A 15,179-nucleotide genomic window follows, 5' to 3' on the forward strand; every position below is an offset into this window, starting at 1 on the left:
AAAGCAAACCGAAAAAAAAAGGTTTAAAAGCCATATATAGATACTTGTGAAATTTTGCTAATATTTTGAATCTACTTTTGCTACCTTTGCGCAAAGTATAAAGGTAAATGTTTTTAAGGGCTTTTAAAGAGAATTCAAATAAAAAGTATTTGAACAAAATATTATCAAATCGTTATGTAAACGTTGAAGATAGTAAGGTTGAAAGCTTGGGAATTATCTTTAATATGAGTGAAAATGAAGATTTCGGACTGTTTAAAAATTTAGCAGAAAAAATAAAAATAAACCCCAATAACTTTAAGGTTATAGGTTTTTCCAAAGACAAAAAAGCCGATTTGAATACTTGGGATTTATGTTTTAATCCAGAAGATTTTGGTTGGAATGGCGAGATAAAGCATGTAGAATTAAAATCTTTTCTAGATAAAAAATTCGATGTTTTAATCAGTTATTATTTGGCGGAGGATTTGGAATTGAAATTACTAACGGCCACATCAAAAGCCCAATTTAAAGTAGGTATTTTGCAGAGTGAGCCCAGATTGAACGATTTAATAATTAATACCAATTTAAAAGAATTTGATGTATTTGAAAATGAGGTTTTTAAATACTTAACTATATTAAATAAAATTAAAAAATGAACAGTAAGTTTCTAGGAACTGGAGTTGCTTTAGTTACACCATTTAAAACGGATTTAAGCATAGATCATGAGGCGTTAACAAAGATCGTTAACTTCAATATAGATAATGGAACAGATTATCTTGTAATTTGTGGTACAACAGCAGAAAGCGTAACCATTACAAAGCAGGAAAAACAAGATATTATTGAAACAATTTCTAAAGCCAATAATGGGCGTGTGCCTTTAGTGTTAGGTATAGGTGGAAGCAATACCATGCAAGTTATTGAAGAAATAAAAACGACTGATTTAAACGGTATGGATGCCATTTTATCAGTATCACCATATTATACAAAGCCAACTCAAGAAGGCATTTACCAGCACTTTAAAGCCATATCTGAGGTATCACCTGTGCCAGTAATTTTATATAATGTCCCAGGTCGTACATCCAAAAATATGGAGCCAGAAACTACTTTGAGATTGGCAAACGATTTTGATAATATTATTGGTATTAAAGAAGCATGTAACAATGTGGCGCAGTATTTAAAATTATTGAAAGATAAACCAGAAGATTTCTTGATTATTTCAGGGGATGATGACTTAGCGCTTGGTGTTGTTTTAGCTGGTGGCGCGGGTGTTATATCTGTTATAGGTCAGGCGTTTCCAGAAGATTTTTCTAAAATGATACGTTTAGGCTTGGAGGGGCATGCTAAAGAAGCCTACAAACTTCATTTTAAATTAATGGATGTGATTGGTTATATATTTGAAGAGAATAATCCTGCTGGTATAAAAGCCGTTTTCGAAGCTTTAAATCTATGTCAAGACACCGTAAGATTACCATTGGTTCCTGCTTCAAAAGGTTTGAAAGCTAAAATAGTTGATTATGTAAATCAATATTAGTGTGTTAAATATAACTTAAACCTTATTTACACTGTATTTTAGAGGCTATTTTCGTGTGAAATTATATTTTTAAAATCCATTAAAATAACTTAATTTTGCCTCTTGTTTGAAATTTATGAAATGAACGGCGTTAAGGTTTTAGTCATAAGGCTTTATTTAATATAGCAAATTACATCTCTCAGATAAAAGCAAAGCATACAAACAGATGAAACATTTTCTTTACATATTAATTTTACTTTCAGTTTTAAGCTCTTGTAGCGAATATCAAAAGGCCTTAAAATCTGAAGATATTGCTGAAAAGTTTAAATTGGGAGATTCTCTTTATAGCCAAGGGAAATACGAAAAAGCAAACAAGCTTTTTGCACAAATCGTTCCAAGTTACAGAGGAAAGCCTCAAGCCGAAAAATTGATGTACTTGTATTCCAATACATTTTACAAAATGAAAGATTATTATACAGCTGCCTATCAATTTGAACGTTTTGCTTCTAGCTATCCCGCAAGTGAGAAAGTAGAAGAAACTACTTTTTTAAGTGCAAAAAGTTATTACATGTTATCTCCGGAATATGCTAAAGATCAAACCGAGACTAAAGATGCAATTGAGAAGTTGCAAAATTTCCTTAACCTATATCCAGAATCGGAATATGCAGTAGAAGCAAATCAGCTTTTTAAGGAACTGGATTTTAAATTAGAGAAAAAAGCATATGAAATTGCTAAACAATACGCATTGATAGCTCCCGGATTCACAAAGGATTTTAATGCAGCTATAAAATCTTTTGACAATTTTATTTTTGAATTTCCAGGTTCTGTATTAAGGGAAGATGCCTTGTTCTACAAATTTGATGCGGCTTACCAACAAGCCATGAATAGTGTGGAGAATAAAATTGTTTCAAATATGATTGTTCCTTTAAGGAAGAACCGTTTGGCACAAGCAAAAGAGTATTATACAACGTTTAAAAAAAGCTATGGAAATTCAAAATATATAGCTGAAGCCGATAAAATGGCGCTTACAATAGAAGAGGAATTAAAAAATTACAGCAATAAAAGTTAAATAGCAATACCAATGGATTTAAAAAGAACGAATGCTCCAGTTAATACCATAACGTATGATAGAAATCAAATAGATGAGCCAACAGAGAATATCTATGAGTCCATTTCCATCATTGCAAGACGTGCCGAGCAAATTAATACAGAGATTAAAAGAGAACTAATTGATAAGTTGGAAGAATTTGCAACTTACAATGACAGTCTTGAAGAAATCTTTGAAAACAAAGAACAAATTGAGGTATCTAAATTTTATGAAAAATTACCAAAACCTCATGCGTTGGCTGTTCAAGAATGGTTAACAGATAAAATCTATTTTAGAAATACTGAGGAAGATTCTCAGGAATAATTTTTAAAATGTCAATACTAAGCGGCAAAAATATACTACTGGGCATAAGCGCTGGTATTGCCGCTTATAAAACGGCTTCTTTAGTAAGATTGTTTGTTAAAGCTGGTGCTAACGTAAAAGTCGTTATGACACCTGCTTCCAAAGACTTTGTTACCCCTTTAACCTTATCAACACTTTCAAAACATCCTGTTTATTCATCTTTTACAAACGATGAAGATGACAATGCTGTGTGGAATAGTCATGTAGATTTAGGACTATGGGCAAATATATTCATCATTGCTCCAGCTACTGCCAATACCTTATCAAAAATGGCAAATGGCATTTGCGACAACTTATTGTTAGCAACCTATCTATCGGCTAAATGTCCTGTCTATTTTGCGCCTACCATGGACTTAGACATGTATAAGCATGAGAGTACATTACGATCTTTTAGCGTATTAAAAAGTTATGGAAACATCATGATTCCTGCTACAAGTGGCGAATTGGCTAGTGGTTTAGTTGGGGAAGGCAGAATGGCAGAGCCAGAAGACATCGTTCAATTTATTGAAAATGATATTTTAAATAAATTGCCTTTAAAAGGAAAAAAAATACTTATTACGGCTGGCCCAACTTATGAAGCCATAGATCCCGTTCGGTTTATTGGCAATCATTCCAGTGGAAAAATGGGTTTTGAAATTGCCAAAGCATCAGCCAATTTAGGAGCTGAGGTCGTTTTAATTTCGGGGCCAACCCATGAAAACCTCTCGCATAGTTTAATTCATGTTGTGTCTGTTGTTAGCGCGGAAGAGATGTATAACGCCGCACATACTTATTTTAGAGAAACAGATGTTGCTATTCTATCTGCAGCTGTGGCCGATTTTAAACCAAAAGAAGTTGTTATCCAAAAAATAAAAAAGACCACTGATACGTTAACATTAGAGTTGGAAAAAACCAAGGATATTTTAGCATCTTTAGGGGCCATTAAAACCCATCAATTTTTAGTTGGTTTTGCTTTAGAAACCGATAATGAAGTTGAAAACGCAAAAGACAAACTTAAAAGAAAGAATTTAAACTTAATTGTCTTAAATTCGTTAAATGACTCGGGAGCTGGTTTTAAAAGTGATACTAATAAAGTCACTTTTATAAATGATAAAAACCAAATAACCGAGTTTCAATTAAAGTCGAAAGCAGATGTTGCAAAAGACTTATTAAATGAAATTATTAAACAACTGAATGCGTAGTATTACAATCGTTTTGTTTTCAATATTTGCCATTTTTACAGGATTCTCGCAAGAGTTAAACTGTAACGTTGTGGTTAATGCGCGTCAAACGGGAAGTGAAAATTTACAGATTTTTAAAACATTAGAAGGTCAACTTACCGAGTTTGTCAACAATACCACATGGACCAATAGAACATTTTCTGCCCAAGAGCGCATCAATTGCAGTATGAATATTACTATTACTGATTATAGCGGGGAATCTTTTCAAGGTACCATTCAGGTACAGTCTTCTCGCCCAGTGTTCGGGTCCTCTTATACCACACCAATTTATAATTTTAACGATAGGGATTTTTCGTTTAGGTATTTGGAGTTTCAGAATATCATCTTTAATGCTAATCAATACGAATCCAATTTAGTGTCTGTTATTGCTTTTCATGTGTATATGATTTTAGCCTTGGATGCAGATTCGTTTACTAAAGGTGGCGGAGAGACGTATTTTAAGCAAGCCCAAACTATAGCAAATTATTCCAGACAGGAAAATTATAGAGGTTGGAAATTAGAAGATGGTTTACAAAGTAAATTTGCTTTAATAGATAATATATTGTCTTCAACTTTTCAAGAGTTTAGGGATGTGCTTTATACCTATCATAGAGAAGGCTTGGATGTGATGGGTGAAAATCCAAAAGCAGGAAAGGAAAAAATAGCTTCTACCTTAAAGCAGTTTGAAGTCATGAATAGCAGACGACCAAACTCTTTTTTATTGCGGACGTTTTTTGATTCTAAAGCAGACGAAATTGAACAGATTTTCAGTGGTGGTCCCAATGTGAATATTGCCAGCGTTAAAGAAACCTTGCAAAAAGTAGCCCCCATGCACAGTAGCAAATGGCAAAATATTAAGTTTTAAGTTGTATTCAATACAAAACTCACGTATCTTTATTTCCCTTAATTATAAATCGTTTATAAGCTTTTGTTAACATCACTTTCCATAAAAAATTATGCTTTAATTGATAATCTCCAAGTTAGTTTTAACGATGGACTTTCAATAATTACGGGTGAAACGGGTGCTGGAAAGTCTATACTTTTAGGAGGCTTATCGTTGGTTTTAGGGAAGCGCGCCGATTTAAGCAGTTTAAAAAACACCGATGAAAAATGCGTGATTGAAGCCGTTTTTAATATTTCAAACTACCATTTGAAATCGCTTTTTAAGGCAGAGGATTTTGATTATGAAGAGCAAACCATCATCCGCAGGGAAATTTTGCCTTCAGGAAAATCCAGGGCATTTGTAAACGATTCTCCTGTAAATTTAAATAGCTTACAGCTTTTAGGAGAACGTTTGATTGATATACATTCCCAACACCAAACCTTGGAATTAACGAGTAATGATTTCCAGTTTCAAATTATTGATGCGTTGGCAAATAATGATGTTGAACTTCAAAATTATAAATCGGAATTAAAGCTTTACAAATCACTTCAAAAGGAATTGAACGGATTGCTTCACTTTCAAGCGGAAGCTATTAAAGAACATGATTACAATACATTTTTACTGAATGAATTGGTGGAAGCTAATTTGGTTGTCGGCGACATGGAATTGCTTGAAGAAGAGTATGAAACTTTAAATAATGTTGAGTCCATCAAGGAAAAACTGGCGGAATCCTATCAGCTTTTGGGTGAAGAGCAAATTGGTATCATTTCAACATTGACCTTGCTAAAAAACAGTCTTCAAAAATTAACTGGGATGTCTTCAAAATATGAAGATTTATATAATCGAGTAAATAGCAGTTTGATTGATTTAGATGATGTTTTTGGTGAAATTGACGGACTTCAAGAAAATCTAGAAGCAAATCCTGCTAGACTGGAAGCCGTGAATGCTAAATTGCAAAAGCTTCATAACTTAATGCAAAAACATGTTGTGACTGATGTTTCAGAATTAATAATCATAAAGAATAATTTAGAAGAAAAAGTATCCTACACCGAAAATTTAGATGATACCATTCAAAAAAAGCAGATTGAAATTTCTAAGAAAGAAGAAGAACTCAACGCTATTTCAAAAGCCATTCATGATAAACGCTCTGAAGTTATTCCATCATTAGTCGAACAATTACAGACTATTTTAAAAGATTTGGGTATGCCAAATGCCCAATTTAAAATGGAGGTAAGTTTTGGTAATGATTTTTTTGCTAATGGAAAAGATGAATTATCATTTTTATTTTCAGCTAATAAAGGAGGCAGTTTTAATGAATTAAAAAAAGCAGCTTCGGGAGGAGAATTATCAAGGATTATGCTCGCCATAAAATCGGTTTTATCAAAATACATTCAGTTGCCAACCATTATGTTTGATGAAATTGATACGGGTGTTTCTGGTGAAATCTCCAATAAAATGGGTGACATCATGTTGGAAATGAGCAAAACCATGCAAGTATTCTCCATTACACATTTACCACAAATCGCTGCCAAAGGCCATTCGCATTATAAAGTTTTTAAAGAAGATGTGAACGACGTAACACAAACCAATCTTATGAAACTGAATCATGACGAGCGTATTGTTGAAATCGCACAAATGCTGGGAGGTTTGGAAATGTCCTCATCTGCCATTGCACATGCCAAAGAATTATTGAACTAAAAGTTAAAAGTTTTTTACCTTTGTTGACTTTTACAATTAAACAACGAACGAATTAACAACAAATAGATATGTCATACAATTTACTTAAAGGAAAAAGGGGAATTATTTTTGGGGCTCTAGATGCAAACTCTATCGCTTGGAAAACAGCAGAGCGTGTCCATGAAGAAGGCGGCCAATTTGTATTAACCAATGCGCCGGTTGCTATGCGAATGGGACAAATAAATGAGTTAGCTGAAAAAACAGGTTCTCAAATCATTCCTGCTGACGCCACTTCTGTTGAAGATTTACAAAATTTAATTGATAAATCTACTGAGATTCTTGGAGGTAAATTGGATTTTGTGTTGCACTCCATCGGCATGTCTATCAACGTGCGTAAAGGGAAACATTACACCGATCAGAATTATGAATGGACCCAAAAAGGAACAGATGTGTCGGCGATGTCTTTTCATAAATTGATGCAAACTTTATACAAATCGGATGCCATGAACGAGTGGGGAAGTATTGTGGCTTTAACCTATATGGCGGCGCAACGTGTGTTTCCAGATTATAATGATATGGCGGATAATAAGGCGTATTTAGAAAGTATTGCACGTAGTTTTGGGTATTTTTTTGGAAGAGATAAAAAAGTAAGAGTCAATACCATTTCACAGTCTCCCACACCAACAACCGCAGGAAGTGGCGTGAAAGGCTTTGATGGTTTTATTGCGTATGCCGATAAAATGTCGCCACTTGGTAATGCCACGGCTTTGGATTGTGCCAATTATACTGTGACCTTGTTTAGTGATTTAACAAAACGTGTTACGTTACAAAACCTCTACAACGATGGCGGCTTTAGTAATATGGGCGTGAGTGATGCTGTTATGTCAACCTTTATGGGAGAAGAATAATTTATTCAATACAAATAAATGAGCCACCCATAAAACGGTGGCTTTTTTGTATGGATTGGTTACATTTGTGTTATGCATCTACAATTCTCATTCATAATCCCTGTTTATAATCGTCCAGACGAAATACAAGAGCTTTTGCAAAGTTTTGTGGCGTTAAAAACAAATGAAACATTTGAGATTGTGATTGTCGAAGATGGCTCTACAATACCTTCAAAAGATGTCATTGATGTATATAAAGACAAACTAAATATTTCTTATTTTTTTAAAGACAATTCAGGTCCTGGAGACTCTAGAAATTTTGGGATGATACATGCTAAAGGCAATTATTTTATTATTTTAGATAGTGATTGTCTGTTGCCTGAAAATTATTTAGAGACCGTTGTTAAAAGCCTGAATGATAATTACGTGGATTGTTATGGCGGTCCTGATGCAGCACATCACTCGTTTACAAATCTTCAAAAAGCCATTAATTTTTCCATGACATCTTTTATCACCACCGGAGGTATAAGGGGAGGCAATAAAAGCGTGGATAGATTTCAACCTAGAAGTTTCAATATGGGTATTTCTAAAGAAGCCTTTATGAAATCTGGCGGATTTGGGAATATCCATCCTGGTGAAGACCCAGATTTATCGATTAGATTGTGGGACCTAGGTTTTAAAACCAAACTCATTCCAGAAGCATTTGTGTACCATAAACGTAGGATTTCTTGGGAAAAATTTTATAAGCAGGTTTTTAAATTCGGATTAGTGAGACCCATTTTAAATGTATGGCATCCGAAAACAAAAAAAATAACCTATTGGTTTCCCACACTGTTTTGTTTAGGGTTTTTAATGGCCTGTATGCTTTATTTTTTTCAAATAACGTTTTTTATTCAGCTGTATGTGTTTTATTTTATGATGGCATTTATTGTAGCGTTAATAACAACTAAAAGCGTTGTTGTAGCGTTATATTCCATACCAGCGATTGTGATACAGTTTTTTGGCTATGGTTTTGGCTTTTTAAAATCCACCATTGTTGTAGAAGTTTTAAAAAAAGACCCCAAGCGGTTTTTTCCAGAATTATTTTTTAAATAAGCATGATAAGAAAATTAAAAAAGGAAATACTAATCTCTATCAGAAACAGAAAAATAAATGTCTTTTTTTTGTTTCTGTTATTAGCATTTATCATTTTAATTTTTACCAAACTATCCAACGAATTTACCAATACCATAACATTCGATATCAATAAAATAAATGTACCCCAAGAAAATGTGGTTCTTAACGATTCCAATGCAAAATTAAAGGTGACATTAAAAACACATGGGTTTAAATGGCTAGGATATTATCTTTCCAAACCCAAAATCAACATCGATTTTTCTAAAGATGTCATTAAAACAAAATCGACGTTTATTTGGGATAAGTCTAAAGCCTATTTGTATAGTGATGAACAATTTGGAAATAAGGTTGAATTATTAAATATTTCCCCAGATACGTTGGTCTTTAAGTACGATGTTAATCTAGTTAAGAAAGTACCTATCTTACTTAATACAGATGTTGCGTTTGTTTCTGGTTTTGATGTAACGGGAAACTACAAGTTAAATCCCGACTCTATAGTGGTTGTTGGTCCAGAAATCATTGCTTCAAAAGTTAAAAGCGTTCAAACGGAAAAACTGACTTTAGATGACGTGAAATCAAATATATCAAGTATGGTTAAACTTAAGTTGCCAAAAAACAATAAAGATTTAAAGTTCTCTACCAATGAGATACAAGTATCTGCAACGGTAGAAAAATATACGGAGGGTACGCTTAAAATTCCGGTTTCGGTTATAAATGTACCCGCAGATATGACCTTAAATTATTTTCCGAAAGAAGTCATTGTGGCCTATTATACCAGTTTAAAGGATTTTAAAGCTATAAAGGCAGAAGATTTTGTTGTTGAATGCGACTTTAGTGCTATTGAGAATCAACAAGCTTATTTAACACCAAAACTGACCAAAATATCCAAGCTGGTTAAAAGTGCAAAAGTGAATCAACAACGTATTGAGTTTATAATTTTAGAATGAAAATAGTAGGTCTTACAGGTGGTATTGGTAGTGGTAAAACTACGGTTGCCAAAGAGTTTCAGGCTTTGGGAGTCCCTATTTATATTGCCGATGAAGAAGCTAAAAAGCTTATGAATACCTCTAAAGTCTTAAAACGGCAACTCACCAATTTATTTGGCGAACAGGCATATGTTGATAATGAATTGAACCGGCCTTTTATAGCGGATATTATTTTTAAAAATGAATCCTATTTGCAAAAAATGAATGCTATTGTGCACCCAAAAGTGGGGACACATTTTAAAAAATGGGTATCAAAACAGGACAAGGAGTATGTTATTAAAGAAGCGGCAATTCTGTTCGAAAATAACGGTTACAAACAATGCGATTTTGTTATTACGGTAACAGCGCCCAAAGATGTAAGAATAGCACGTTTGTTAAAAAGGGAATCTACCACCAAAGAAAAAATAGAAGCCGTGATGAATAATCAGTGGCCAGATGACGCTAAAGTAAAGTTGTCCCATTTTGTTATAGACAATATAACTATAGAAAACACCAAAGAGCAAGTACTAAAAATCTACCATGAAATCTTAAAACATTGTGGAAAATCTTAAATTTTAACATATTTGTTAATGTAAGGTTAAAAGTAAGAGTGCTAAATGTTAAAATGTTAATTTTGAGTGATGAGCAAAAAGATATTTGTCCTGTTAATTATTTTCATGAGTTTATCTCTAATAGGAATTATTTCATTACAAGCTTATTATATTAAAGGGGCAGAATTAAACCAAAGGGAACGTTTTGAGTCTAACGTTAAGAAAACTTTGGCAAATGTGTCAAATACTATTGAAACAAATGAATTAGATGGTTATTTTGAGAAGTTTCAAAGTTTGGATAGCGAAAAAAGAGTTGATACCGCTGTAGTTTCCCAACTATTTACTTCTTTACAGAATAAAAGTACTAATGAAACTATAAATTATACTCAAATTATATTAGAAGAAAACTATAAGTTGTCTTCGCCGCTCTTTGACATTGGTTTAGATAGTATCGATATAAAAAACATTATAGGAAGTTCTAAAATTGAGGTTTTTAATAATTCCGATCAATCCGATAAAGACATTAGTAGAACCCCTATTTTAAATATTATTAACAGCAGTCGATTAAGCGAAGCGGAAAGGAATTATTTTAATAAACAACTCAAAGCTTATGTAAAAACAATACCTATATATAAGCGTGTTTCAAAAAGACAAATAGATAGTTTACTCTCTAGAAAACTAAAAGAAAATAATGTAGATATTGCTTACGAATTTGCTATTTACAGTAACGACTTATCAACAAAAGTACATACCGATAATTTTGAGAACAACAAATTTGATACTTACAGAGTAAATATTTTTTACGATGAAGAAAATAAAAGTAATTATGTGCTTTTAGTGAATTTCCCGGAAGATAAAAAGTTCATTTTATCATCCATTTCCAGTATGATTACATTGTCCGTTATTTTCACGCTTGTCATTCTGTTAACATATTCTAGTGCCTTGTATCAATTATTAAAACAGCGTAAAATATCTGAGATTAAAACAGATTTCATTAACAATATGACGCATGAGTTTAAAACACCCATTGCCACCATAAATTTAGCTTTGGATGCGATTAAGAATCCTAAAATAATTGATGATAAAGAGAAAGTGCTTCGTTATCTTAATATGATAAAAGAGGAAAATAAACGGATGCACGCCCAAGTTGAAAACGTATTGAGAATATCTAAACTAGAAAAAAACGAACTTAATATAAGTAAAGATAAAGTAGATTTACATGACTTGATAGAAGATGCCCTAGGCCATGTAGAACTTATCGTTGAAGATAGGGAAGGTTATATTAAAACCCATTTAGGGGCTTTAAAATCGACCGTGTTGGCAAACGACACGCATTTTACCAATGTCATAGTTAATGTTTTGGACAATGCTATTAAATATTCTCCAGACGCCCCAAAAATAGATGTTTACACAGAAAATGTGGGAACACATATTTTATTAAAAATTAAAGACCAAGGTAGTGGGATGAGTAAAGCAGCTACCAAACGTGTGTTCGAAAAATTTTATAGAGAACATACAGGAAATATACATAATGTTAAAGGTCACGGTTTAGGTTTGGCCTATGTAAAAAGAATTGTAGAGGACCATCAAGGTCATGTTAGTGTAGAAAGTGAAAAAGACAAAGGAAGTATTTTTACCATAAAACTTCCCTTAATATCATAGAAACTATGGAAGAACAAAAAAAGAAAATTTTATTAGTAGAAGACGATCCCAACTTTGGAACGGTTCTTAAAGATTATTTAATGATGAATGATTATGATGTTGTTCATGCCAAAAATGGTATGGAAGGCTTCGAAAAATTTAAGAAAGGCGATTTCGATTTATGCATCTTAGACGTTATGATGCCTTATAAAGATGGGTTTACCTTGGCGAAAGAAATAAGAGAAAAAAACACCGATATTCCTATTGTATTCTTAACGGCGAAAGCCATGAAGGAAGACGTTTTAAAAGGCTATAAAGTGGGGGCTGACGATTATTTAAATAAGCCATTTGATAGCGAAGTGCTATTAATGAAAATCAAGGCTATTATACAACGTAAAGCCACCGAAACCATTTCTGATAGTAAACAATTTGAGTTTAAAATTGGTGGTTTTGACCTGAATTCTAAATTACGATTTTTACGTTATAAAGGTGGCGACCCTATTAAATTATCGCCAAAAGAAAACGAATTGTTACGCTTATTGGCATTGCACGAAAACGATTTAATGCCTCGTGAATTGGCTCTTACCAAAATATGGAGAGACGACAATTATTTCACCTCTCGCAGCATGGATGTATATATTGCCAAATTACGTAAGTATTTAAAATTGGATGATAAAGTAGAAATACTAAACATACATGGTGAAGGATTTAGATTGGTTGTGAATTAGATTTAAAATATTTTATATAATTGAAAAGCCAGCTATTTAGCTGGCTTTTTATGTGATTTATATTTAGTAAAGGTGACATTTGTTTGTTTACCAAATAATAGACATTGTGAGTTTTAACAGTGTTATAGAATTATAATGAAGAAGAATAAGGCAACGATTTTATAAATTCTTCCATATACTCCCAATTTGGATTACCTTTTTTGTCAACTGGTAATGAAATTTTTTCCTTATTCAATCGGTAATCACTTATTTCTCTAGCAAAATTATATTTAGGTTTAATTGATTCAATGACTGGTTTTAGGAATATTGCTATGTATTCATTTAATTCTATTTTTTCGTCAAGTATTGAAATAACTGTACAATGGTCAGAAGCTACAAAATCATAGTTGTGATAAAACACATACCCAACACTTCCGCTATTGTTAATTGTCATAGCATTATTGTAGACTGTCATATAGTCTGGTGGTGAAATATAATTGTCAATTCCATTATTTTCTTTTGTTGAAGAGATATAAGCTATTCCGCCATCGTTTTGGTCAAGTTTTGTTAACCTTTTACCTCTTTGAAATTTAAAAACGTCATAGAAGTTAAATTCTTTCCAAGTGTCAAATTCAAATTTTAGTGAAGATTTTTGAATTTGTGGTTCTCTTTTAATACTATCATCTAAAAGCTCAAGTAATGTAATTTCATCAATGTCTTTGTTTAAAAGATTCAATTTAAATTTTAAAGAAAAAATCAGATATTGTTTGATACTTTTTATAAATGATTTTTCATTTAAGTGGTGATAATCTGTTTTTGAATGGGCTTGAATTATCCATTCATCATTTGAAGAAATTTTGGTTTGAACTAAGGTTAAGTTATCTTGAAGGGATATTGCATTGTCGATTTTATTTAGTACCTCTTTTTTTATCGGATTCCATTTATTAAGCACATCGGTTCTACCTCTGTTTTTTGAGAGTATAAAACCGTCATCTTCTAAATTATAGAATACAACTTCCTTGTTATTATGCGGTAAATTAGTTTCAAAAACTGCAACAGCAGTATGTGTCGAAGCATTAGGCTGAAACAATTCTCCTGGCATATTAATAACGTATTTTAAGGTATGTTTCGATAATATTCTATTCCGAATGATATCATCCTTAAAATATGTGGAAAGAGGTGCTATAATTACTCCAAATCTACTAACGTTATCTAAAAGAGATTCAAGAAATTGAATCTCTTTTTTAGTTGGATTTGTATTATTATCCTTTCCACCATAAGGCGGATTTATGAAGCCAATAGTAGGTGTAATACCTTCTTTTTTTAAATTTTCAAGTATATCTGAAGCTTTTTGGGAAAAAGCATCAACGTGATAAATTCTTGATTTTCCATCACCTCTGAATAGCATATTTGAAATTGCAAGAGAGTACATTGTACTGCTATTTTCAAAACCTACCAATTGGCTTTGCTTTAAAGTTTCAATTCTTTCTTTTTTATTGGTAAGATTAGAACTTTCAATTTCTTTAACCAACTTATTCATTCCCGATATTAAAAATGCACCTGTTCCACAGCAGGTATCAAATATTACATCATTTGTACGGAAATCTACTAGTTCAGTGAATAATTTTGTAATGTGACTAGGTGTTAAAACAATACCTTTTTTAACATTGGCAACACCTGCGTATCTCAAAAATTCTTCGTAAAATTTTCCAATTATGTCATAGTTGGTTTTTTTGTTAAATAGTGGAATTACATTGTTTTCTAATTCTTTGAGAATATCTTTTAGTATATCAGATGAGTTTAAGTCATTATCTGTTGTAATAAAAGCAAGTTCATTTATTAGAATGTTTATTTTGTCAACATCAATGCTTTCGTTTGTAAGAATATCAAGTATTGTAGTTGGAATGTTTCTAATAATATTCGTTGTTGACCAATTACTGTAACTTCTTTTAAAGTCATTAGCAACATTATCTTTGTCGTAAAGACAAATCATCAAGGCACTTAAAAGAATAGGTCTTTTTTGAGAATCTAATGTTCTAAGAATTCTATTGATTTCACTTGAGGATTTCGAAATATTCTTCGAGATACTTTCAATATCAATATTTTCAAAAAAAGCTAAATAATCTTCTTCATCAAGAATTTCTTTAGTTTCAATGTCCTTTAATTCATTGTCTGAAATTATAAAGGTTGTAACTAAATGATTGTATTCATCATTTATATCTCCTGAAAAAGCAATTCCAATTATTGACCAATCTTTAAAGTGTTTCTTTAAAGAAGAATTGATTTTGTCAAGATTTTCATCAATAAAGAATGAAGTGTAATGGATTACTCCATCTACTGCAAAATCTTTAGGTTTATTTCTGTTTTTCGATTCGTGGTCGCCAATGGAATCTTTGTTCTCAACAAGAATTAATATTTTTTTATTTTCATTTATATAAATTAGGTCAGGTTCTCCTCGAAAACCTGTCCCACCTTTACTAGAAGTATCTAAAACAGTCTGAACATAAGAATTATAAGTTTTTTTAATTTCCCAAGAATTATAATATTTCTTTGTATTTGACAAAAAGTTGAATAGATCGATATCAACTTTAGATTCGTTTTTCCTTTTTTTTGCCAT

General features: G+C 32.1%; 14 protein-coding genes. 13 read left to right on the forward strand and 1 reads right to left on the reverse strand.

The window, feature by feature from the left end:
* The first annotated feature begins 107 nt into the window (after positions 1 to 107).
* The 13 genes from CDH49_RS11070 to CDH49_RS11130 all read left to right on the forward strand — a co-directional run bounded on the left by CDH49_RS11070 (position 108) and on the right by CDH49_RS11130 (position 12,583).
* The gene (locus tag CDH49_RS11070; protein ID WP_100615575.1) at positions 108 to 632 is read left to right on the forward strand and encodes a DUF6913 domain-containing protein; all 525 of its coding nucleotides are present in this window, start codon (positions 108 to 110) and stop codon (positions 630 to 632) included.
* The gene (gene dapA, locus CDH49_RS11075; protein ID WP_100615576.1) at positions 629 to 1,507 is read left to right on the forward strand and encodes a 4-hydroxy-tetrahydrodipicolinate synthase; all 879 of its coding nucleotides are present in this window, start codon (positions 629 to 631) and stop codon (positions 1,505 to 1,507) included. The genes CDH49_RS11070 and dapA overlap by 4 nt, the downstream gene beginning before the upstream one ends.
* Positions 1,508 to 1,712: 205 nt before the next feature.
* Entirely contained in the window at positions 1,713 to 2,555 is an 843-nt protein-coding gene (locus CDH49_RS11080) for an outer membrane protein assembly factor BamD (RefSeq protein WP_100615577.1), read from the forward strand.
* Positions 2,556 to 2,567: 12 nt separating this feature from the next.
* The gene (locus tag CDH49_RS11085; RefSeq protein ID WP_100615578.1) at positions 2,568 to 2,897 is read left to right on the forward strand and encodes a DNA-directed RNA polymerase subunit omega; all 330 of its coding nucleotides are present in this window, start codon (positions 2,568 to 2,570) and stop codon (positions 2,895 to 2,897) included.
* A gap of 8 nt (positions 2,898 to 2,905) precedes the next feature.
* The gene (coaBC, locus tag CDH49_RS11090; RefSeq protein WP_100615579.1) at positions 2,906 to 4,117 is read left to right on the forward strand and encodes a bifunctional phosphopantothenoylcysteine decarboxylase/phosphopantothenate--cysteine ligase CoaBC; all 1,212 of its coding nucleotides are present in this window, start codon (positions 2,906 to 2,908) and stop codon (positions 4,115 to 4,117) included.
* Complete coding sequence (porD, locus tag CDH49_RS11095; protein ID WP_100615580.1) at positions 4,110 to 5,000, forward strand: type IX secretion system protein PorD; 891 nt, start codon at positions 4,110 to 4,112, stop codon at positions 4,998 to 5,000. The genes coaBC and porD overlap by 8 nt, the downstream gene beginning before the upstream one ends.
* Before the next feature lie 63 nt (positions 5,001 to 5,063).
* A complete protein-coding gene (gene recN / locus CDH49_RS11100) occupies positions 5,064 to 6,716 on the forward strand; it encodes a DNA repair protein RecN (protein WP_100615581.1) in 1,653 nt (550 codons plus the stop codon).
* 68 nt (positions 6,717 to 6,784) lie between these two features.
* A complete protein-coding gene (locus CDH49_RS11105; protein WP_100612307.1) occupies positions 6,785 to 7,603 on the forward strand; it encodes an enoyl-ACP reductase FabI in 819 nt (272 codons plus the stop codon).
* Between the two features lie 72 nt (positions 7,604 to 7,675).
* On the forward strand, positions 7,676 to 8,677 hold the full coding sequence (locus tag CDH49_RS11110; protein WP_100615582.1) for a glycosyltransferase: 1,002 nt from the start codon (positions 7,676 to 7,678) through the stop codon (positions 8,675 to 8,677).
* 2 nt (positions 8,678 to 8,679) lie between these two features.
* On the forward strand, positions 8,680 to 9,645 hold the full coding sequence (locus CDH49_RS11115; RefSeq protein WP_239970648.1) for a YbbR-like domain-containing protein: 966 nt from the start codon (positions 8,680 to 8,682) through the stop codon (positions 9,643 to 9,645).
* Complete coding sequence (gene coaE, locus CDH49_RS11120) at positions 9,642 to 10,235, forward strand: dephospho-CoA kinase (RefSeq protein ID WP_100615583.1); 594 nt, start codon at positions 9,642 to 9,644, stop codon at positions 10,233 to 10,235. Before CDH49_RS11115 ends, coaE begins: the two co-directional genes overlap by 4 nt.
* A gap of 105 nt (positions 10,236 to 10,340) precedes the next feature.
* Positions 10,341 to 11,876, forward strand: coding sequence for a sensor histidine kinase (locus CDH49_RS11125; protein WP_100615584.1), 1,536 nt, complete (start codon positions 10,341 to 10,343; stop codon positions 11,874 to 11,876).
* 5 nt (positions 11,877 to 11,881) lie between these two features.
* Positions 11,882 to 12,583 carry a response regulator transcription factor gene (locus CDH49_RS11130; RefSeq protein ID WP_100615585.1) on the forward strand — a complete coding sequence of 234 codons (702 nt, stop codon included), beginning with the start codon at positions 11,882 to 11,884 and terminating at the stop codon, positions 12,581 to 12,583.
* Between the two features lie 130 nt (positions 12,584 to 12,713).
* Here the strand turns inward: CDH49_RS11130 and CDH49_RS11135 are convergent, their stop codons facing one another.
* The gene (locus CDH49_RS11135; protein WP_100615586.1) at positions 12,714 to 15,179 is read right to left on the reverse strand and encodes an N-6 DNA methylase; all 2,466 of its coding nucleotides are present in this window, start codon (positions 15,177 to 15,179) and stop codon (positions 12,714 to 12,716) included.

The sequence above is a fragment of the Confluentibacter citreus genome, from assembly GCF_002807055.1.
Lineage (GTDB): Bacteria > Bacteroidota > Bacteroidia > Flavobacteriales > Flavobacteriaceae > Confluentibacter > Confluentibacter citreus.

Bases quoted from the DNA above. Each gene is read 5' to 3' on its own strand.
- CDH49_RS11070 (WP_100615575.1), top strand. From the start codon at position 108: ATGTTTTTAAGGGCTTTTAAAGAGAATTCAAATAAAAAGTATTTGAAC.
- coaBC (WP_100615579.1), top strand. From the start codon at position 2,906: ATGTCAATACTAAGCGGCAAAAATATACTACTGGGCATAAGCGCTGGT.
- CDH49_RS11080 (WP_100615577.1), top strand. From the start codon at position 1,713: ATGAAACATTTTCTTTACATATTAATTTTACTTTCAGTTTTAAGCTCT.
- CDH49_RS11085 (WP_100615578.1), top strand. From the start codon at position 2,568: ATGGATTTAAAAAGAACGAATGCTCCAGTTAATACCATAACGTATGAT.
- porD (WP_100615580.1), top strand. From the start codon at position 4,110: ATGCGTAGTATTACAATCGTTTTGTTTTCAATATTTGCCATTTTTACA.
- CDH49_RS11115 (WP_239970648.1), top strand. From the start codon at position 8,680: ATGATAAGAAAATTAAAAAAGGAAATACTAATCTCTATCAGAAACAGA.
- CDH49_RS11125 (WP_100615584.1), top strand. From the start codon at position 10,341: ATGAGTTTATCTCTAATAGGAATTATTTCATTACAAGCTTATTATATT.
- dapA (WP_100615576.1), top strand. From the start codon at position 629: ATGAACAGTAAGTTTCTAGGAACTGGAGTTGCTTTAGTTACACCATTT.
- CDH49_RS11105 (WP_100612307.1), top strand. From the start codon at position 6,785: ATGTCATACAATTTACTTAAAGGAAAAAGGGGAATTATTTTTGGGGCT.
- CDH49_RS11135 (WP_100615586.1), bottom strand. From the start codon at position 15,179: ATGGCAAAAAAAAGGAAAAACGAATCTAAAGTTGATATCGATCTATTC.
- CDH49_RS11110 (WP_100615582.1), top strand. From the start codon at position 7,676: ATGCATCTACAATTCTCATTCATAATCCCTGTTTATAATCGTCCAGAC.
- CDH49_RS11130 (WP_100615585.1), top strand. From the start codon at position 11,882: ATGGAAGAACAAAAAAAGAAAATTTTATTAGTAGAAGACGATCCCAAC.
- coaE (WP_100615583.1), top strand. From the start codon at position 9,642: ATGAAAATAGTAGGTCTTACAGGTGGTATTGGTAGTGGTAAAACTACG.